The following is a 20,181-nucleotide window of genomic DNA, read 5'->3' as shown; positions in this document are numbered from 1 at the left end:
GCGCAGACGAAGGCCCACCGCGGCGAGCCACTGTCGGAGAACCTGGCCCACCTCGCCGCCGAAGGACCCGCCGCCCAAGAAGCCAGCTCATTGCTGGCCAGATAGGAAGGAGGGCAGATCAATGGCGATCAGCGTCTTCGACCTGTTTTCGATCGGCATAGGCCCCTCCAGCTCCCATACGGTGGGCCCGATGCGCGCCGCGCTGACCTTTGTGGACGGTCTGGCCGCCGACGGTGACCTGACGGCCACGACCCGGGTCCAGAGCGAGCTTTTCGGCTCGCTCGGCGCGACCGGATTCGGGCACGGCAGCGACAAGGCCGTGCTGCTCGGGCTGTCCGGGGAGCGTCCGGAGGAGATCGACACCGACACGGTCCCCGGAAAGATCGCCGACATCCGGGAATCCTGTCTGCTGAAGGTGCGCGGTGAGCACGAGATCGTGTTCACCGAGGACACCGATCTGACGATGCACCGGCGGAAGTCGTTGCCCGCGCATCCGAACGGGATGATCTTCCGCGCGTTCGACGCCGACGGGAAGGTGCTGCGCGAGCGGACCTACTACTCGGTCGGCGGCGGGTTCGTGCGCGATGAGTCCTACGAGACCGACACTGTCGTCGTCGAGGATTCGACTCGGCTAGAATTCCCGTTCCGCACCGGCGCGGATCTGCTGAAGCACTGCGAGGACACCGGGCTGCCGGTCAGCGAGATCATGCTGCGCAACGAACTCTCCTGGCGCACGCGCGAGGAGGTCCGCGAGGGTCTGCTGGAGATCTGGCAGGTCATGGTGGAATGCGTGCGCAACGGCTGCGAGCACGAGGGTGTCCTGCCGGGCGGGCTGAAGGTGCCGCGCCGCGCGAAGGCGTTGCACGAGAAGCTGCTCGCGGAAGACGGCGTCGGCGACCCGCTGTACGCGATGGACTGGGTGAGCCTGTACGCGCTGGCGGTCAACGAGGAGAACGCCGCGGGCGGTCGCGTCGTCACCGCGCCGACCAACGGCGCGGCGGGGATCATCCCGGCTGTCCTGCACTACTACCAGCGGTTCATCCGGGGCTCGTCGGACGACGGCATCGTGACGTTCATGCTCACCGCGGGCGCGATCGGCTCGATCCTCAAACAGACGGGTTCGATCTCGGGTGCCGAGGTCGGCTGTCAGGGCGAGGTCGGCTCGGCCAGCGCCATGGCCGCCGCCGGGCTCACCGAGGTCCTCGGCGGCTCGCCCGCGCAGGTGGAGAACGCCGCCGAGATCGGCGTCGAACACCATCTGGGGCTGACCTGCGACCCGGTCGGCGGGCTGGTGCAGATCCCGTGCATCGAACGCAACGCCGTCGGCGCGTCCAAGGCGATCCACGCCGCGCGGATGGCGATGCGCGGCGACGGTTCGCACGTCGTGACCCTGGACAAGGCGATCAAGACGATGCGTGAGACCGGCGCCGACATGAGCGTCAAGTACAAGGAGACCGCGCGCGGCGGTCTCGCCGTGAACGTCATCGAGTGCTGACCCCCTCTCGCATTTAGTCCTCTGGATGCGGTACTTGCACACGCAAGTACCGCATCCAGAGGACGAATCGCGGGCGGCCTAAACTCGAAGGGTGGAGTCGAGCACGGTCGCGAACGCGGGTGACGCGCTGTTCCGCCCGGTGCGCGCGGGCAACGCCTTCGAGGAGACCGTCGAAAGGCTGCTTCAGGCGATCCGGCTCGGGGTGGTGGGCGCGGGGGAGCGGCTGCCCTCGGAACGTGAGCTCGCCGAGCGGCTCGGGGTCAGCCGGGTGACGCTGCGCGAGGCCATCCGAGCGCTGTCCGACGCGGGCTACGTCGAGTCGCGGCGTGGCCGTTACGGCGGCACGTTCGTCAACGACGTCCTGCCCGACCCGCCCGCCGCCGACGGGCGGAAGGTCGACAACGCCACCCTGGAAGACGCGCTCGGCCTGCGGCACGTCCTCGAAACCGGGGCCGCCGAGATGGCGGCGTCACGTTCCCTCAGCCCGGCCGACCGGCAGCACCTGACCAGCACCCTCGCCGAAGCCGCGGCGGCCGACGTCGGCGACTACCGGCGTAAGGATTCACGGCTGCACCTGGCGATCGCCGAGGTCACCGCGTCCGGCTCGCTGACCACGGCGATGGCCGACGCGCGGATGCGGGTCAACCAGCTGCTCGACATGATCCCGCTGCTGGAGCCGAATCTGGAGCACTCCAATGCCCAGCACGAGGCCATCGTCGACGCGATCCTCGCCGGCGACTCCGAGGCGGCCCGCCGGGCGATGACGGAGCACGTCGAAGGGACGGCTTCACTGCTTCGCGCCTTCCTCGCTTGAGGGTGACGTGCGGTGGTTCGCGATGCCAACTACCGCATTCAGAGGACGAAATGCCGGAGTCCGAAGCACGATCCGGTGATTTTCCCACAACCTTTTCACTCGTTCGGGCGTCTTACCTGGCGTGGAAAACCCGGATGAGGCAGTCGCACCCGAGTCGGAGACCACGGCCATCCCCGAGCCGAAAGGGAAGAAGAGCAGGTGGCGCCGGATCGCCGCCTGGACGCTCGGCCTGCTCATCGGCATCCCGGTGGTCACGTTCGGGATCGCGTACGTCCTGCTCGACGTCCGCAGCCCGGAGGAGGTGCTCGCCGGGCTCGACAAGACCGTCATCCTGCAGCACACGGACGGTTCCGAACTGCTCAAGGTGATCCCGCCCGGCGGCGACCGGCTGTTCGTGCCCTACGACGCCGTCCCCGCGAAGCTGCGCGACGCGATCGTCGCGACCGAGGACCCGACCTTCTGGGACAACGAGGGCTTCGATCTCACCGGCCTCGGCCGCGCGCTGGTGACCGGCGTCGGCGGCGGCTCGGGGATCACCCAGCAGTACATCAAGAAATCCACCGGCAACGAGGACGCCACCCTCACCCGCAAGTTCTCCGAACTGGTGCTCGCCACGAAGATCACCCAGCAGCAGACCAAGAAGGAGATCTTCGAGAGCTACATCAACATCATCTCGTTCGGCCGCGGCACCTACGGCCCGGCGTCGGCGATGAACGCCTACTTCGGCCGCAAACTCGACGACTCGATGACCTGGAGCGAGGCTGCCTTCCTCGCCGGCATGATCCAGTCGCCGTCGGTGCACGACCCGTACGCCTCCACCCACGAGCACGCCATGAAGCGTTGGTCCTACGTGGTGAACAAGCTGGTCGCGCGGGGTTACGTCAGCCAGGCCGAGGCGGTCGGCCTGACCTATCCGGAGGACGCGATCCAGGCGCCGTCGGAGACCCGCGCCGGTCGCGTCACCTACGAGAAGTACCACATCAAACAGCAGGTCCTGGCCGAGCTGGAGCAAGTCGGCTACCCGCTGGACCGGCTCCGCGGCGGTGCGATGAAGGTCGAGACGACCATCGATCCGCGCGCCCAGGCCGAAGCCGAGAAGGCGGTCAAGGAACGGCTGCAGGGGCAGCCGGAGCACTTCCGGGCGTCGCTGGTCGCCGTCGAACCGGGGACCGGCGCCATCCGCGCCTACAACGGTGGCGGCTGGAGCGTGCACGACTACGCGGGCACCCCGTACGGCACCGGCTCGGCCTTCCAGCCGTTCACCCTCGCCGCCGGACTCGAACAGGGTGTCGACGTGGACGAACCGCTGAAGGCGCCCGCGCAGATCGACTTCCTCGGCGAGACCTTCAAGTTCCGAGACCAGTGCGGCGAGACCGGCAAATGCACACTTCGCCAGGCGATGGGCCGGGACGCGCCGGGCCCGTTCGTCGACCTGGCGAAGAAACTCGGTGCGGAAACGGTCCGGAACGGCGCTCGCGCGGCCGGGATCCCCGAGGCCGTCGACGGTGCCGTCACCCTGCGCGAGAAGGACGGGTTCCTGATCGGACCCGGGATCGCGGTCGGCCGGTATCCCTTGCGCCCCGGTGACATCGCCGGCGCCTACGCGACTTTCGCCGCGGACGGCATGCGCGCCGCCCCGCATCTGGTATCGAAGATCCGGGACGAGACCGGGGAAGTCGTCTGGGAACGGCCTTCGGACAAGACGCCCGCGTTCCAGGGCGACGAGGCGCTGAGCCGCCGGATCGCGGGCACGATCAGCCAGGTGCTGGCCACCGGGCTGAAAGACCGGCCGGCGGCGCTGAAGACCGGCGACTTCCAGTACAACGAGACGGACGACAACGCCGGCGGCTGGGCGGTCGGGTACACGCCCCAGCTCGCGACCGCGGTCTGGGTCGGCTCCGACGAACCACGCCGGATGCGGGACGCCGCCGGCGAGAAGCTGACCGGCAGGACGATCCCTGCCGGGATGTGGCAGCGCTTCATGAACGGCTTCCACCAGGGACTGCCGGTGCGGTGGCCCGCCCCCGCCGCGACCACGGCGGCACCCCGCCCGCGCTGACGCAAGGTGGTCGTGAGTGGCGATTCGGGTTCTAACCCGAATAGCCACTCACGACCCCGGTGACCCAGGGTGCCCCCGTTGTCGTGCTGGGTGGCGTGTGAGCGGGGAGGGTTCCGGTCGACGATGTAGGAATCGGGACACTCAACGTCCCGATTCCTCCATCGTCGACACCCGGCACACGCTGAGCGGTCAACCCTCGTGCCGCGTCGGTCGGGTGGGTCGTGAGTGGCGTTCCGGGTTCGGGCGGGCCCTCTCGTAGGTACCTACTGTGTGACCTGCGGGGTTGCAGTACATGAAGGACCCCTTCTTGTACCTAGGCGCAAGGATGGGGGCCTTCATGTACTGGGGAGGGGTGTGGCTAGTGACGCTACTGAGGCTCGAGGTGTCGTTCCGGACCACCCGCAGTAGGTACCTACCCTTGGCCCTAGTCCGAATCGCCACTCACGACCCCCGCGCCGAACCGCGCATACCGGCATCTATCGGACATCCAGCTGCAAGGGGCCGTCCTCTGTGGACACTCAGGACCCTGCAGGTGCCCCCTCCGCGGTCAGGACCACGCCACATCGGCCACCCCATGGTCTCGGCGCCTCCGCTTGACGCGGGACTGAATTCGGCCCGCGAACTCCGACTCAGGGCACTAGCGCACCGGGTGTTCGGCCAATGCCTTCTTGACCGCTTCGAGGAAACCGGGGTCGATGAACGCGAGCTGACCGCCGGCCACACTGCGCTCCACGGCCTCGATGACCACGACGTTCGCGTTCACGAAAGCGTCGACGGCTTCGGCCCGCGACGTCTTCTGGGTGAAGTGCGCCAGCATCGTCAGGTTCGTGAACGCGCCCGACAGATACCGCGAAGACGCCTTCGTGAACGAGTCACCGTAGACCAGGATCTTGTCGTCCACGGTCCCGATCAACGGGCTCGCCGTGCGGTAGACCGGCCGGTCGATGTCGCCGTTCGGCTCGCCCGCGCGCTCGACGACGCCGTCCGGGCGGAGGCTGTACAGCGTGTTCGTCTTCGTGCCCTGCTTGCTGATCAGCGGCGGCAGATCGGCCACGGTGTCGTACTGGCCGACGGGAACGCTGACCCAGGTCTGCGTGACGCCCGGTTTGATCGCGTTCGCGATGGCGCGCGTCATCACCAGCGCGCCCTCGTCGGCCCAGTGCGTGTCGTTCGACGGGTACACCGGCCGCTGCACCCGGCTTTCGGACGCGCGCAGCTCGGGCCGCAGGTCGATCGCGCGCGCGTCCTTGAGCATCCGGTGCCAGGTGGCCGCCTCGGCCGACCGCGAGCAGTCCTTGCCGGGATAGGTGTCGGGCAGGAACTGCGGGACCATCGTCGACTTGTCCGGCGCGACGACGAGCTCGAACCGCCTCCCGGACTGCTCGACCGCGCGCCGCAGCTCGTTGATCTTGGCGATCGTCTCGGTCAGCGGACGGGACGGATCGCATTTCGCGTCCGCGTCGTAGCCGTAGTACAGCCAGCCGTCGCGGCCCTGCACCACGCGGCGGTAGCCGGACGCGACGTTCGGCGTCGGCCCCTGCATGGGCGCGGCCTTGGACGGCGTCGGTGCCGGCGGCGCGGGGATCGGGCCCGCCTGCTGCTGTGGCGGTGGCTGGTCGAGCGGGGCGCCCTCGCCGAAGACGCCGCGGCTGATCGCGTCGGCGGCGGCGATCGCGCCCGGCCGGAACGACAGCTGGTCGATGGCCCAGGTCGGCAGGTCGGTGAAGAACCCCCAGCCCTTGTCCAGGCCGGGGAAACTCGCGAGCTTGTGGTTCTCGATCTCGCCCGGCCGTACGCCGGACACCCAGAGCAGCGCGGGGGTCGTGAAGAACAGGAGCGCGCTGATCAGCGCGGTCAGCTGCCTGCCACCGTGGCGGGGACGGTGCAACGCGTGCTCACGCGGAAGCCACGCCTCGTGGACGGCTGGCAGTTGCTGGGATTCGGACGCCACCCCACCACCGTAATCATCCCGTGTCTCCCGCACGTGAGAACCGCCCCCAAAGCGCGTTTAGCAGGCTGAACGCGACCAGTCCACCCGCCCGCGTCCCCCGCCCCGGATCGCGTTTAGCGGGCTGAACGCGATCCGGCGTCAGTGGAGCATCAGGAGAACCTGCAGCTCACCGACCAGGAAGCCGATGAGCCCGCCGACCGCGATGAGCTTCCACTCGTCCTGCCGGAACGCCGGCCTCAGCAGCCCCTCGAATTCCAGCGGCGTCAGTCCGAGCATCCGTCGCTCGACGATCTTCGCGACGTCCATCGCCTCGGTCAGGTAACCCTCGGCGTGCCGGATCGTCGGCGGCAGCCGCTCCAGCGCCTTCCGCGCGGCCGCCTGTTTGATCTCGCTCAGCCGCTGCCCGCCGACGGCCATCGCGACCATCGGTTTCGCGACGCTCACCTGCTTGTCGACGGCCCGCGACACGAGCCGTTCGACCAGCGCGTACAGCCGGTCCGACCGCGGCCCGCGCAGGACGGCGTCGAGCAGGTTCGGCACGGTGAGGATCTCGTTCGCGATCAGTTCGCCGTACTGATGCGCGACCTCGGCCCGCCGCCGCTGGAACTTGCCCTGCAGGGTCACCCGGCCGACGCGCACCGGCTCGCGCGGTACGAAGATCAGCTTGATCGCCAGCCAGTCGGTGAACAGCCCGATGCAGCCGCCGAAGATCGGCAGCACCCACGGCTCTTTCGTCAGCGCCCAGACGAACGCCTGCACGACGCCGAGCCCGAAGCCGAAGTAGATCCCGGTGCGCGCGATGAACGCCATCTCCGGCCGCGAAGTCTCGCGGATCAGCCGGACGAGCAGCTTCTTGTCCCTGGTGAGCCGCCGCACGGTCATATGCTGGAAGTCGAGCACCTCGTCGAGGTTCGCGGTCAGCTCTTCCATGAACTCGCGCACCAGCCGCGGCGTCGCCGACTGGACCTGCTTGATCAGCAGTTCCTGCGCCATCGTCGGCATGACCTCCCAGAGCCTGGGATGGTGCTTTTCGAGCACTTCGCGGGCGACCTCGTCCACGGCCCGCAGCAGCGGCTGCTCGATTTCGCGCGTGATGATCGCCGGGTCGATCCGGCGAAAGACCTCTTTGACGTCCAGCAGGTTCGACGTCAGCAACTCGGTCGCGACGGCGGCCATCCGCCCGCCGTGTTTGGGCACCACGCCCTGCCAGCCGAGGAACGGCTTGATCCCGACGAACTCCAGCGGTTTGAACATCATCTCGATGGCGACGCGTTTGGTGACGTAGCCGATCAGCGCGGCGACGAACGGGATCGCGGCGTACAGCCACCAGTGCCGCGCGAGGTCGTCGAGGACCGCGTCCATCGGACCTCCTCGCTCGTACTCCGGGGATGGGGAACGGTATCGGGTACCCGTCAGTGAAGCAGCAGAAGCACCTGAAGCTCACCGACGAGCCCGCCGATCACCGCACCGACGGCGATCAGCTTCCACTCGTCCTGCCGGAACGCCGGGCGCAGCAGCTGCTCGAATTCGAGCGGGCTCAGCCGTCGCATTCTGTCCACAATGGTGTTCCGGACGTCGAGCGCGTTGACCGCGTAACTCTCGGCGTACCGGATCGTCTCCGGGATCCGTGCCGCCGCCTTCGCCGCCGCCGTCTGCTTCATCTCCTGGAAGCGCCTGCTCCCGACGGCCATCGCGACGAACGGCTTCACGACACTCGCCTGCGCGTCGATGGTCCGCTGCACCTCGCGGGTGATCATCGTGAACAGCTTGTCCGACTTCGGCCCGCTCAACACGGCTTCGAGCAGGTTCGGGATGGTGATGATCTCGCGCGCGATCATGTCGCCGTAGTCGGCGGCGACCTGGTCCTTGCGTTTCTGGAACACGCCTTGCCAGGTGTAGAAGCCGAAGAACCGTTTCGGCTCACGCGGCAGGAAGATCATCTTCAGGGCGATCCAGTCGGTGAACCAGCCGATGCCGATACCGAACAGCGGCAGCACGATCGGCGACTTCGTGAGCGCCCAGACGAGTAGTTGGACGCAGCCGAGGGAGAACCCGAACACGATCCCCGACCGCGCGATGAACCGCATCTCCGGCCGCGAGATGTCGCGGATCAGCCGGTTGAGCAAGGCCTTGTCACGCGCCAGGTTCGTCACGACCATGTGCTTGAGGTCGAGCACGTCCTCGATGTTCTCCGCGATCTCGCCCATGATCTTCGTGATCGCGCGCGGCGCCTCGGCCTGCACGCGTTTGAGCAGCAGGTGCTGAGCGGAGTTCGGCAGCACTTCCCACAGCCGCGGCTGGTACTGCTCCATGACCTCGCGGGTGACGTCCTCGACGACACGGAGCAGCGGCTGTTCGATCTCCTTCGCCACCTGGGCCGGGTCGAGTCTGGCGAAGATCTCCTTCGGATCGACGAGGTTGCTCGTCAGCATCTCGGTGGCGGTGGCCGCCATCCGCTCGGCGTTCGCCGGCAGCACCCCCTGCCAGCCGAGGAACGGCTTGATCCCGACGAACTCCACCGGTTTGAACATCATCTCGATGGCGACGCGTTTGGTGACGTAACCGATCAGCGCCGCGATGAACGGCATGGTGACGTACACCGGCCAGTGGTCGCCGATGTCGGCGATGACGGCGTCCACTCGAAACCCTCCCGCGTCTCGCTTGAAGGGAACCTAGCCGCCGGTCCTCAATGGAGGAGTAGCAGGACCTGAAGTTCACCCACGAGCCCGCCGATCACCGCGCCGACCGCGATCAGCTTCCATTCGTCCTGCTGGAAGGCGGGGCGGAGGATCCCTTCGAACTCGAGCGGGGTCAGCTGCCGCATCTTCGTGACGATGATGTTGCGGACGTCGAGCGCGTCAGTGGCGTAGCTCTCCACGTGTTTCACCGTTTCGGGGAGATACGCGATCGCCTTCGCCGCCGCCTTCTTCATCTCCTGGTACCGCACGCCGCCGACGGTCAGCGCCACCAGCGGTTTCGCGATGCTCGCCTGCGCGTCGACGGTCCGTTGCACCTCGCGGGTGATCATCGCGAACAGCTTGTCCGACTTGGGCCCGGTGAGCACGGCCTCCATCACGTTCCGCACGGTGAGGACCTCGTCCGCGATCAGCGCGCCGTAGTCCTTGGCGACCGCCTGGCGGCGTTTCTGGAACATGCCCTGCCAGCCGAAGAACAGGAACCGGCGCGGCTCACGCGGATAGAAGATCATCTTCAGGGCCAGCCAGTCCGTGACGAAGCCGGTGACGAAGCCGAAGATCGGCATGATCAACGGCTGCTTCGTCAGCGCCCACGCGACGAACTGGATCAGGCCGATGGCGAAGCCGAACCAGATACCGGACCGGGCGATGAAGCGGAGTTCCGGGGTCGCGACCTCCTTGATCAGGCGGCAGGTCAGCGATTTGTCGCGGACCATCGCGTTGATCAGCATCTCGTCGACGTCGAGGACCTCGTCGATGTTCGTCGACACCTCGCGCATCAGCCGCGCGACGACCTTCGGCGCCTGCGCCCGGACCTGGTCGATCAGCATGCGCTGCGCCCTGGCCGGCAGCAGTTCCCACAGTCTGGGCTGGTACTGCTCCATCACCTCGCGGGTGACGTCCTCGACGGCCTTGAGGAGCGGCTCTTCCAGTTCCTTCACGACCTTGTCCGGATCGAGCCGGGAGAAGATCTCCTGCGGATCGACGAGGTTCTTGGTCAGCAGGTCGACGGCGGTGGTCGCCATCCGGCGCGAGTTGGCGGGAATGACCCCCTGCCAGCCGAGGAAGGGTTTGATCCCGACGAACTCCAGCGGCCGGAACATCATCTCGATGGCGACGCGTTTCGTGATGTAGCCGATGAGCGCGGCGATGAAGGGCATCGTGGCGTAGACGTGCCAGTGCTCACGGATGTCTTCGAGGATCGCCGAGATGTCCAACCGGGCCTCCCCTGCTTACGACCTGTCAACAACGCAGGATGCCATGTGATCGACCTGTCGTACGGCGAGTGCAGCCGTTTGGCGGTACTGCCCGACGGGCCCTCGCTCATTAAGGTGGCCGCCATGGTCGCTCCTGAGAAGACGGCGCCTCAGGCGCCCTCGGCGAAATCGCCCCACTTCGCGGGCTCCGTGCGTGGCTACGACAAGCGTCAGGTCGACGAGCGGCTCGCCGAACTGTCGACCGAACTCAAGCAGCTCTCGCGCAACCGCGACGAGGCCGTGGCGACCGCCGCCGAACTCACCAAGGCGCTCGGCCACGCCCAGAAGGAACTGGACGAGACCAAGGCCGCGCTCGTGCGGATGAGCTCGAGCCCGTCCGGTGCCGGCGCGATGGCCGAACGCGTCCGCATGATGATGCAGCTCGCCGAGGAGGAGATCGCCGACCTCAAGGCCGCCGCGGAAGCCGACGCCAAGTCGACTCGGGCCGAAGCGGACAAGTACGCCCACGAGACGCAGCGCGCGAGCGACAAGGTGGCCAAGGACGCGCAGGCGGAACGCGAGAAGCTGCTCGCGGACGCCAAGGCCGAGATCGAGCGGCTGAACTCCGAGGCGGCGCAGAAGCGCAAGGAGCTGGACCTGGAGAGCGTCCGGACTCGCGCCGCGGCGGACAAGAAGGCCGAGGAGGCTTCGGCGGCTCGTCGCGGGGAGGCGGAGAAGGCGTCCGCGGACAAGATCGCGGAAGCCGACCGGGTGTCGGCGGAGAAGCGTGCCGAAGCTGAGCGGGTCTCGGCGGAGAAGATCAGCAAGGCGGAGAAGTCTTCGGCGGAGGACATCGCCGCGAAGCAGGAGCAGGTGGCGGAGGCCCTCACCGACGCGAAGACCCAGCAGGCCGAGGCTCAGCAGGCTCGGAAGCTGTCACTGGAACTCCGGTCGAAGGTCGCCGAGCGGCTTTCCGCCACGGACGTCGCCGTCCAAGAGGCCATCCGGCTGCTGTCGCCTGCCCCCGACGCCGAAGCCGCCAAACCGGAAGTGACCAAGCCGGAAGCGACCAAGCCGGAGGCCACGCAGAAGCCGGCCCCCACCAAGACCAACGGCCCTGGCCCTGGTCGTGCGACGCCGTAGGACGGTCACCTTGGTCGTGGGGGGGGGGGGGGGGGTGTGTCCCCCCACCCCCCCCCCCCCCCCCCCCCCCCCCCCCCACAGCCCCACGGAGACGGTGGCTTGCCACCGCCCCCACCCCCCCCCCCCCCCCCCCCCCCCCCCCCCCCCCCTCCTCTCGCCCCCCCCCCCCCCCCCCTCCCCCCTCCCTCCCCCCCCCCCCCTCCCCCCCCCCCCCCCCCCCCCCCCCCCCCCCCGACCCGCTGTACCGACGCCTCACCCTTGCCGATGATCCTCGCCGAAGAACGCGCGGCGGTCTGCGAATTCGCCCGCCGGATGACCGCCGACGGACTCGTGGTCGGCACCTCCGGGAACGTCTCCGCGAGGCAGGGCGAGCTGATCGCGGTGACCCCGACAGGCGTCGATTACGCCGGGCTGCGGCCGGAAGACGTGCCGGTGGTCCGCCTCGACGGCGAGATCGTCGACGGCTCGCTCGAACCGACCAGCGAACTCCCGATGCACCTCACCGTGTACCGGCGGGCCGCTGATCCGGACGGCAAACCGGTGTCCGCCGTGGTGCACACGCATTCCGTGCACGCCACGGCCGTCTCCACCCTCGTCGCCGAGGTGCCGCCGATCCACTACCTGCTCGCCGCGATCGGCCCGACGGCCCGCGTCGCGCCTTACGCGACGTACGGTACGGAGGAACTCGCCAAGGCCATGCTGGAAGCCTTGGACGGCCGCCGAGGCTGTCTGCTGGCGAACCACGGCACCACCACCTTCGGCGACAGTCTCGGTTCCGCGTACAGCCGGGCGCAGCAGCTCGAGTGGGTCTGCCAGGTCTGGCTGACCGCACGATCGGCGGGAACGCCGAATCTGCTCCCCCCCGCCGAGATCGAGCAAGTCGTGGAGAAACTCCGCGGCTACGGCCAGCGCTGACGGCACGCAAGCAGGCTCACGCGCCCCTAGGAAGCGGCGGGTTCGGCCTCGAAGTCCGTGACGGCCGTGACGTCTACGGCGTGCACCGCGTCGAGGAGCTCGGCGACCGTCGGGTCGTCGACGGCTTCCTTGATGCACTGCCACAACTGAAGATTCGCCAACGCCCATCGGGAGTAGTTCTCCGCGGCCTTGGGGTTGTAGAAGTAGTAGCCGCTGTCGTGGACGTCGCGTTGTTCGCCGACGATCTTGTGCGCCAGCTCGCGGAGGCTCAACCCGTTCTCCCGCAGATAGCGGTGGGCGAGGACGACGGGCGTCACCGGCAGCGCCTTGAACAGGGTGTCGGCGTCGCTCAACGCCTGTGCCTCGAGCGAGATGTGCCGTCCCCTGGTCGCCATCTCGGCTTCGTCGACGATCTCGTCGACCCATCGGGCCACGGTCTCCTCGACACCGCATTCCCGCAGGATGTCCATCCGAAGGTCTCGCCCGGCGGCCGCGGGGGAGTTGCGGAGCACGATGTAGTTCACATCGTGCACCAGCGCCGCCACCTCGACGACGGTGCGATCCGCCCCGTTGTGCTCGGCGAACCCCGCGGCCTTGGCCCGGACGAAACTCACGTGATGCCAGCCGTGGAACTGCAGTTTGTCCGCATAACGCCAGCACAATCGCCGGACGCGATGCTCGACGGCGTCGATGGTCTGGGAAGGAATCGTGTTCTTTCGCGCGCGCATACACCTCTCCGATCCCGTTTACGGACGGGTGGAGTAAGGGTATGCGCCATCGACGGCGGTGTGTAGTTAGATGCGGTCGGCGAGGTCCCCCAATCGGACCTCAACCGGAACGTGACGATGCCCTATACCGGTCTTCGGGTCATAGGAAAGACTGAACTCGCTTACGGGGCGTGATTTCACCAAAAACGTCATAGTCCCTTCGGTGGCCTCGGGAATCCGATGGAACTCGTCCGCGTACATGACGCCTACCGACCCCGTCTGACACAGCGTGCTACGTCGTAACCGAACCGATGTGATCAATCCGGAAAGTTGGTCGCGCAGGGTCGAATACCGTTCGTGGACATAGTTGCCACGGAGGAGCGTGGTGCAGAAGTGATATCTGTGATTGTGCACGGAATCGGCGTACCCCTCACGCCAGTCCTCCGGCGCCTTGTACTCGTGCAGCCAGACCGAAAACGGGTCGGTCGGGCAATCGAGCAGGCACCAGGCGAAATGGGTGGTGGTCTCCCGCGATCGCGCGAGTACCGCGCTCGCCTCGTCCGGACTCAGCGAAGCCAAGTGCCGCCGGAGATCGTCGCGCAGCTCTGGTCTCGACGTCCAGTCGCGGAAGATCTCGTCGACGATCTGCCAGTGCTGCGCCAGCGGCAGATCAGTGGTTCGGAGCAGCGCGGAGAGCTGGATGAGGGGGGACAAGCGAGTGAGCAACTTCAGCTCCTCAAATCTAGTGCTGCGACGCCGAGCGGTCAGGGGTTCAACTCGGCGAGTGTGGTGAACTCCTTCCGGAAGGCGTGGAATTTCCCTTCCAGTTCGAGGAAGTTCTCTTCGGACAGGGGAGAGCCGGTGATCTTTTCGTACAGGGCGAGGAAATCCGCCCTCGTCGTCGTGGTGGAGATGCGGAAGTGCCGCCCGGACCGGGATTGGGACACGCGCAGGAACTCCGAGCGTTCCTTGTTGTACAGGAAAGAACCTTCGCTGAACCGCAGTGTTCGCGGATAAAGCGTGGTCGCGCCGCGGATATCGCTGTACAAGGTCACCCAAACGCTTTCGTCGAAGACCTCCAGCCGGTCCAGCGGCGGGTCGGCGACGACGGTGATGTCCACCAGTGAGCATCGGCTGCGGGCCAGGAACAGCCCGACCAGGCCGATGCTGATCTCGTCGTTGAGCCGCGTTTGGATCGTCTCGTAGTCCATGCCCGCTTCTTCGCTGCGGAGGAGATAGCGCGCCCTGCCACTGATCGCTCCCTCGTCACGCGGGTCGGCGATGACCACGCGCAGCTCCCTTTCGGTGCGGGACAACAACAATCGGGCCGCCGCGTGCCTGCCGGAGAACCCGCGGAAGAAGTAGTGCCTGGTCACGTCGAGGTCCTCGGTCATGACCCGGTTGAACAACGGATCCGGATCCGTGGTCGCCTCGAAGACGTGGGTGGGGAAGAATTCCTTGTTGAGCGAACGGTATTCGGCGCTGAGCGCTTCCAGCGCGCGGCGGCTCTCCTCGATCACCGGGGTCACCATCGCGCGCTGTGACGCGGTGGCGGTGATCAGGGTCTGGCCGAAGCCGACCACCGCGGAGATCAGGGTGCCGGTGCCCAGCGAAGTGAGCAGCGTCTTGCCGGCGCCGGGATCCATCATGCTGGAGATCCACAGGCTGAGGCCCGCGACGACGACCAGTACGGTGAGCAGCAGGCTTGTCCTGGTCCAGAAGATCTCTTGCAATGGGGCACGGCGGAGCCGGCCGGCTTCCGCGGGCACGAGGGTCACCTCCTTGATCAGCACTCGAACGGACGAACGCATTGCGTATCTGTTCGAGTGCGGGGAGTTACTCTACGCGCCTGGTGACAATGTCGAAATAAGAAATTCGGGGGAAAGACACCAACAGCGAATGTGACGCACGGCGATACCGGTTTCGCATCGGAGGTTTCGCCGGATCGCGGAAAAACCACTCACGGAGCGTGCGGAAGGATTCCTTCGTACCACGCGGGTCCGGGCTTCGCCGACGACAAGGTTTCGACGACGGCCGAAGACGGTGTGGGGTGGACCGTGGGGAAGTCGATCTCGCCCCTGCCGGGGTCCAGTGTCCACGCGAGCCGCTCTTCTTCCAGCAGAAATTGCGCGTCCGCACCATTTTTGTTGCCTCTGGGGTCGAGCCGGATCCACCGGTCCGGACCGGCGAGATACACGCCGTTGAGCCCGTGCAGGACGCCGATCCGCTGATAACAGAACCCGGCCGGGATGCCTTGGCTGCGAAGCAAAGCGGCCAGCAGATGAGCCTTCGCGTAGCAGAGCCCGACCCGCTCGCGCAGAACCTCGGAGGCCATAAGAGTGATCCTGGAATCGGCCGCGTCCACCGTATGGGCGATCTCGTCGCGCACGAAGTGAAACATCGAACGAATCACGTCGACTTCGGTGCCGCCGGTCGGTGACAGCCTGTCAGCCGTTTCGCGGATCAGCGGATGATCGTGATCGACGACCTCGTCGGCGACGAGATAGTCCTCGAGCCGCTCGGATTCGATCTTCAGCGTGATTTTCACGTGGCACCGCCCAGTACTGTGTCGACAGCCTTTTCGAGAAATTTCGGACCGGCTTCGCCGCCGCGCAGCAGCAGCCGGAACCAGATCGCCCCCGCGAGCAGATCCATCACCAGGACCGGATCGACGCCGGCACGCAGTTCCCGTCTCCTGGTGGCGCGTTCGAAGATCGGTTCTTCGCGGGCCATGCGGTCGGCGAAGAAACTCCGTGACACGTCACCGAGTTCCGGACGCCGAGGCCCCGCCGTCAGTGCCGCCGTGACGACCGGCGCGGTGTGCTCCGAAGTCAGCAACCGGTGGATCTGTGTCGCCACGGCGAGGAGGTCGCCGCGGAGGTTGCCGGTGTCGGGTACGTCGACGGCGAACAGTCCCGAATCGCGCAGCGCGGCGGCCAGGAGCGCGTCCTTCGACGGCCACCATCGGTACAGCGTCGTCTTGTTGACGCCGGACCGGGCGGCGACCGCCTCGATGGCGAGCTTGTCGTAACCGTGCTCGGCCAGCAGTTCGAGGGTGGCGGCGAAGATCGCCTCGGCCTTGCGGGGGCCGTTCCGGGTGCGCACCGGAGAAGAATACAACGCACCGTTGCGTTGCATTCTGCTCACCCGTACTTTGCAACGCAACGGTGCGTTGCATTCAGGAGGTACGTCATGGTTCCCCTCGTCTTCGTCCACGGCATCCGGCTCAGCGGGGCCGCCTGGTCCGAACAGCTGGAACGTTCCACGCGTCCCGCGAGAGCGGTCGACCTGCCGGGGCACGGCACCCGCCGGGCCGAGCGGTTCTCCTTGGCCGCGGCGGCGGACGCGGTCGTCGAAGGCATCGACGAACCCGCACTGGTCGTCGGGCATTCCCTCGGTGGTTTCGTCGCGATCGCCGCGGCGGCGAGGCATCCGGAGCGTGTCGCCGGGCTGGTCGTCGCGAGCTCGACCTACCTGCCCGGCCGGACACTGGAGACACCGTTCCGCGTGGCGCACCGCTTGCTCATGCGGCTGCCGGACCAGGGCGAACGGCTGAGCCGTCGGCAGTTCCGGAGCGTGCTGCCGCCGAAACTCGCCGAAGCCGTGATCGACGGCGGCATCGCGACCGAAGTGATCCCGGACGTCGCCGAGGCTCTCGCCGACTTCGACGTGCTCGCGGAACTCAGGACGTATCCGGGGCCGACATGGCTGATCAACGGCTCACGCGACCACTTCCGCCGCCACGAACACCGCTTCCTGGACGCCTGCGCCGACGGCAGGTTGATCAACGTCCCCAAGGCGGGGCACTACCTGCCGATGGTGCGTGGCAAGGAATTCGCTCAGCTGGTGCACGACGCGGCCCGAAGCCTGTCGATCTCCGCCGTCAGCTCGGAACGCGGCGAGCCGCGCTCAGGGCCTGACGAAGCCGCCCAGTTCTCCACCGGATGGAGCCAGACCGGACGCCCGACCAGGTCGGCCGGTTCCCAGTCGTAACGCGGCCAGACGTGCGCGTGCAGGAACGGATCCGTGTTGCCGAGAATCTCTAGATTCACCCTGCGGAAGCCGGAATCCCTTCGCGTGCAGACGTTTTCGACGGCCTCGCCGAGCAACTCCATATCCGCCAGGAACTTCAGCCGTCGTGGTCGCGGCAGATCGGTCAGCCTGCCGACGGCCGGGGAATCGGTCAGCAGGACGCAGTAGCCCGGGAGGAACTGCGTATCACCGATCACCGCGAAGCCCGCGTCGAGCCGCCGCAACACGGTCGGGTTCTCCCCGCGCAGCGCCGAGCCGATCCGGTCCCGCTTCCAGTCGTCGGTCATGAGGCCAAGCTAACCGACCGGGAAGATCGAACCACCCTTGCCGGTGAACTGGGTGGTCAGCCGGACAGGCTCCGGATGCGGAGCCAAGACGATCGAGGCGAACGGGGTCGCGGCGGCCTGCGACCCGTAATTGGTGTGCAGATGCGCGCTGACGTGGACGTTCCGGTCGGCCGGGATCTCGAAGGTGACCGCACCCCAGGAGACCACGAACTGTCTGCCGTCGATGCTCACGAGAGGCACGTACGGCACGGAGGAGGAAGGGAACGGGCGTAGCTCGATGGTGAGCAGCCGGCGAGGGCCGTCGTGGTTGTCGACGTACGGGATCACACCCGGCAGCTTCGCCAGATCGGTCGGTTCGGTCATCCTCGGGCTCCCTCAGAACTGGTAGTAGAGGAACGGGCTGAACGTGCCGGTCGCGATCAGGATGGCCGCGTACACCAGCCCCACGGTCATCACGCCGATCCGCAGGGCGGTGGCCGGACGGCTTCGCGAGGACTCCAGCAGCGGCCCGGTCACCGGATGCGCCGGCAGGAACACGATCGCGAGCGCGCACAGCAGGATCAGCAGCCGCTGGTTGGTCACCGCGCTCTCGACGACGTCGGTGAGGCCCGTGAAGTCCGGCAGCACCATGTGCCCGATCATGCCGAGCGCGTGCGGCAGGTCCTCGGCGCGGAAGAACACCCAGCCGAAGACCACGAGCACGAGCGTCAGCGCGCGGCGGCCGATGCGGGCGGCCTGGGTCTTCGGGGTGACGTCGTAGCCGAAAGCGCGTTCCACGATCAGCAGGGCGCCGTGGTAGATGCCCCAGATCAGGAAGGTCCACTGCGCGCCGTGCCAGAAGCCGGTCAGCACGAACACGACGCACAGGTTCCGGTACGTATGCCCGGCGCCGGTGCGGTTGCCGCCCAGCGGGATGTAGACGTAGTCGCGGAACCAGCGGGACAGCGACATGTGCCACCGCCGCCAGAACTCGGTGATGGTCACCGACGAGTACGGTCTCGCGAAGTTCTCCGGGAGCCGGAAGCCGAGCATGCGGCCGAGCCCGATCGCCATGTCGGAGTACCCGGAGAAGTCGAAGAACAGCTGGAGCGTGTACCCGATCGCGCCGAGCCAGGCGATCGCGAAGGTCATCTGGTCCGCTGGCGTGTCGAAACACGCGTCGACCATCGGGCTGAGCGAGTCCGCGATGATCGTCTTCTTGCACAGTCCGAGCGCGAAACGCGGGAAACCGGCGGCGATGTCGTCGAGGCGGTGCGACCGCTGCTGCGGCAGCTGGTCGGCGATCTCGCGGTACCGCACGATCGGTCCGGCCACCAGCTGCGGGAACATCGCGATGTACGCGGCGAACGACACCGGGTTGCGCAGGGCGCGGCGTTCCCCGCGATAGATGTCCACCACGTACGAGATGTGGTGGAACGTGTAGAACGAGATGCCGATCGGGATGACCAGGTCGGCCACCGGGAAACCGCCGCCGAACCAGTGCGTCACGGCCGCGATCTGCTGCGTCGCGAAACCCGCGTACTTCCAGATCAGCAGCATGCCGACGTTGAGGCCGATGACCCCGAGCAGCAGCCGCTTGCGCCGTTGGTTCTGCAGATCCCACGCGTTCGGCTCCAGCGCGGGCCCGGCCAGGAAGTTGACTACCATGCAGCCGATCAGCACCAGCGTGTACGGCCCGGCGCCGGTGGCGTAGAAGAGCAGGCTGCCGACCGCGACGATGCCGTTCCGCCAGCTGCGCGGGCACACCAGCACGGCGAACAGTACCGCCGGCATGAAGTACCACAGGAACAGCGGTGAAATGAACGACATCGGTGCGGGGTCCCCCAGGGCGGTTACGCGTTATCCGCTGGTGACCTTAGCCTGAGAGCCCCGCCCGGTGTGACGAAGTGCGGGGTCAGACACGTCCCGCGAGACGACGACGGCGCGCCACCTCGGCCAGCAGCACACCGGCCGCGACGGACGCGTTGAGTGACTCGACACCGGCCGCCATCGGGATCGACACGGTCGCGTCGCAGGTTTCGCGCACCAGCCGGGAGAGGCCGCGGCCTTCCGACCCGAGCACGATGACCAGCGGGTCCGACGCGACGTCCAGTTCGTCGATGTCGACCGAGCCGTCCGCGTCGAGGCCGACGACCATCAGTCCGTCGTCCTTCCACGCCTTCAGCTGACGGGTCAGGTTGGTCGCGACGGCGATCGGCAGCTTGGCGGCGGTGCCCGCGGAGGTCCGCCACGCGACCGCGGTCATCCCCGCGCTGCGCCGCTCCGGCAGGAGGACGCCCTGCGCGCCGAACGCGGCGGCCGAGCGGATCACCGCGCCGAGGTTGCGCGGGTCGGTGACGCCGTCGAGCGCGACGAACAGCGGGGTCTGCCCCGAGTCCTTCGCGACCGCCATCAGGTCACGCGGGTCGGCGTACACGAACGGTGGGACCTGCAGGCCGAGGCCCTGGTGCATGGCCCGGTTCGTCTTGCGGTCGAGTTCCTCGCGCGGGATCTCCAAAATCGAGATTCCCTTGTCGCCGGCGAGCCGGACGGCCTCGTTGACGCGGTCGTCGATCTCGATGTTGATCGCGACGTACAGCGCGGTGGCGGGCACGTCGGCGCGCAGCGCCTCGACGACCGGGTTGCGCCCGGCGATCAGTTCCGGCTTGTCGGCCTTCTTCTGCCGCGCCTGGTCCTTGCGGTCACGCGCGTTGGCCATCCGGTACGCCTTGTGCCCTGGCCGGTCCTCGGCCTTGGGCGTCGGGCCCTTGCCTTCGAGGCCCTTCCGGCGCTGGCCGCCGGAGCCGACGACCTGACCCTTCTTCGTGCCGGGCTTGCGAATAGCGCCCTGGCGCCGGGAGTTGCCTGCCATCAGTGAGAATCCTTGAGCTAGAAACCGAGTAAGTG

General features: G+C 67.5%; 18 protein-coding genes and 1 pseudogene. 7 read left to right on the top strand and 12 right to left on the bottom strand.

The genetic code is table 11. The annotated features are described in order from the left end of the window. The 4 genes and pseudogenes from ACZ6DT_RS37935 to ACZ6DT_RS37920 all read left to right on the top strand — a co-directional run. Nucleotides 1-105, top strand: a pseudogene (locus ACZ6DT_RS37935) (lipoate synthase); the annotation flags it as partial. Between the two features lie 16 nt (nt 106-121). After that, complete coding sequence (locus tag ACZ6DT_RS37930; RefSeq protein ID WP_465604245.1) at nt 122-1,495, top strand: L-serine ammonia-lyase; 1,374 nt, start codon at nt 122-124, stop codon at nt 1,493-1,495. 91 nt (nt 1,496-1,586) lie between these two features. Next, the gene (locus ACZ6DT_RS37925) at nt 1,587-2,309 is read left to right on the top strand and encodes a FadR/GntR family transcriptional regulator (RefSeq protein ID WP_016336365.1); all 723 of its coding nucleotides are present in this window, start codon (nt 1,587-1,589) and stop codon (nt 2,307-2,309) included. Nucleotides 2,310-2,430: 121 nt separating this feature from the next. Beyond that, the gene (locus ACZ6DT_RS37920) at nt 2,431-4,368 is read left to right on the top strand and encodes a transglycosylase domain-containing protein (protein WP_465604243.1); all 1,938 of its coding nucleotides are present in this window, start codon (nt 2,431-2,433) and stop codon (nt 4,366-4,368) included. A gap of 637 nt (nt 4,369-5,005) precedes the next feature. On the opposite strand, the gene ACZ6DT_RS37915 is transcribed toward ACZ6DT_RS37920, so the two are convergent. From ACZ6DT_RS37915 to ACZ6DT_RS37900, 4 genes are all read right to left on the bottom strand, one after another. Continuing rightward, nucleotides 5,006-6,319, bottom strand: a complete 1,314-nt coding sequence (locus tag ACZ6DT_RS37915) for an alginate O-acetyltransferase AlgX-related protein (RefSeq protein WP_465604242.1) — start codon at nt 6,317-6,319, stop codon at nt 5,006-5,008. A gap of 138 nt (nt 6,320-6,457) precedes the next feature. Then, nucleotides 6,458-7,681: a DUF445 domain-containing protein gene (locus ACZ6DT_RS37910; protein ID WP_465604241.1), complete on the bottom strand. Its 1,224-nt coding sequence runs from the start codon at nt 7,679-7,681 to the stop codon at nt 6,458-6,460. Between the two features lie 50 nt (nt 7,682-7,731). Next, entirely contained in the window at nt 7,732-8,958 is a 1,227-nt protein-coding gene (locus ACZ6DT_RS37905) for a DUF445 domain-containing protein (RefSeq protein ID WP_465604239.1), read from the bottom strand. Between the two features lie 47 nt (nt 8,959-9,005). Then, nucleotides 9,006-10,232, bottom strand: coding sequence for a DUF445 domain-containing protein (locus ACZ6DT_RS37900; protein ID WP_465604237.1), 1,227 nt, complete (start codon nt 10,230-10,232; stop codon nt 9,006-9,008). 123 nt (nt 10,233-10,355) lie between these two features. On the opposite strand from ACZ6DT_RS37900, the gene ACZ6DT_RS37895 reads away from it, so the two are divergent. Next, nucleotides 10,356-11,354, top strand: coding sequence for a coiled-coil domain-containing protein (locus ACZ6DT_RS37895; protein WP_465604236.1), 999 nt, complete (start codon nt 10,356-10,358; stop codon nt 11,352-11,354). A gap of 264 nt (nt 11,355-11,618) precedes the next feature. Next, nucleotides 11,619-12,269 carry a class II aldolase/adducin family protein gene (locus ACZ6DT_RS37890; protein WP_465604234.1) on the top strand — a complete coding sequence of 217 codons (651 nt, stop codon included), beginning with the start codon at nt 11,619-11,621 and terminating at the stop codon, nt 12,267-12,269. A 26-nt stretch (nt 12,270-12,295) separates the two neighbouring features. Here ACZ6DT_RS37890 and ACZ6DT_RS37885 read toward each other — a convergent pair whose 3' ends face one another. From ACZ6DT_RS37885 to ACZ6DT_RS37865, 5 genes are all read right to left on the bottom strand, one after another. Continuing rightward, nucleotides 12,296-12,997 (bottom strand): HD domain-containing protein, encoded by a 702-nt coding sequence (locus ACZ6DT_RS37885; RefSeq protein WP_465604232.1) that lies wholly within the window; start codon nt 12,995-12,997, stop codon nt 12,296-12,298. A 66-nt stretch (nt 12,998-13,063) separates the two neighbouring features. Then, nucleotides 13,064-13,702, bottom strand: a complete 639-nt coding sequence (locus tag ACZ6DT_RS37880; protein WP_465604230.1) for a hypothetical protein — start codon at nt 13,700-13,702, stop codon at nt 13,064-13,066. A 38-nt stretch (nt 13,703-13,740) separates the two neighbouring features. Continuing rightward, the gene (locus ACZ6DT_RS37875) at nt 13,741-14,787 is read right to left on the bottom strand and encodes a hypothetical protein (protein ID WP_465604228.1); all 1,047 of its coding nucleotides are present in this window, start codon (nt 14,785-14,787) and stop codon (nt 13,741-13,743) included. 149 nt (nt 14,788-14,936) lie between these two features. Further along, a complete protein-coding gene (locus ACZ6DT_RS37870; RefSeq protein WP_465604226.1) occupies nt 14,937-15,524 on the bottom strand; it encodes a transglutaminase-like domain-containing protein in 588 nt (195 codons plus the stop codon). Next, entirely contained in the window at nt 15,521-16,081 is a 561-nt protein-coding gene (locus ACZ6DT_RS37865; RefSeq protein ID WP_465604224.1) for a TetR/AcrR family transcriptional regulator, read from the bottom strand. Before ACZ6DT_RS37865 ends, ACZ6DT_RS37870 begins: the two co-directional genes overlap by 4 nt. Before the next feature lie 87 nt (nt 16,082-16,168). Here ACZ6DT_RS37865 and ACZ6DT_RS37860 point away from each other — a divergent pair, with 87 nt between their 5' ends. Beyond that, nucleotides 16,169-16,969: an alpha/beta fold hydrolase gene (locus ACZ6DT_RS37860; protein ID WP_465604223.1), complete on the top strand. Its 801-nt coding sequence runs from the start codon at nt 16,169-16,171 to the stop codon at nt 16,967-16,969. A 335-nt stretch (nt 16,970-17,304) separates the two neighbouring features. Here the strand turns inward: ACZ6DT_RS37860 and ACZ6DT_RS37855 are convergent, their stop codons facing one another. From ACZ6DT_RS37855 to rlmB, 3 genes are all read right to left on the bottom strand, one after another. After that, nucleotides 17,305-17,658 carry a hypothetical protein gene (locus ACZ6DT_RS37855; protein ID WP_465604221.1) on the bottom strand — a complete coding sequence of 118 codons (354 nt, stop codon included), beginning with the start codon at nt 17,656-17,658 and terminating at the stop codon, nt 17,305-17,307. A gap of 12 nt (nt 17,659-17,670) precedes the next feature. Then, the gene (locus tag ACZ6DT_RS37850; protein WP_465604220.1) at nt 17,671-19,104 is read right to left on the bottom strand and encodes an MBOAT family O-acyltransferase; all 1,434 of its coding nucleotides are present in this window, start codon (nt 19,102-19,104) and stop codon (nt 17,671-17,673) included. Nucleotides 19,105-19,189: 85 nt separating this feature from the next. Beyond that, complete coding sequence (gene rlmB / locus ACZ6DT_RS37845; protein ID WP_465604218.1) at nt 19,190-20,146, bottom strand: 23S rRNA (guanosine(2251)-2'-O)-methyltransferase RlmB; 957 nt, start codon at nt 20,144-20,146, stop codon at nt 19,190-19,192. Nucleotides 20,147-20,181: the final 35 nt, after the last annotated feature.

The sequence above is a fragment of the Amycolatopsis sp. NPDC041971 genome (assembly GCF_055588925.1).
This window is presented reverse-complemented; position numbering and strand designations above follow the sequence as displayed.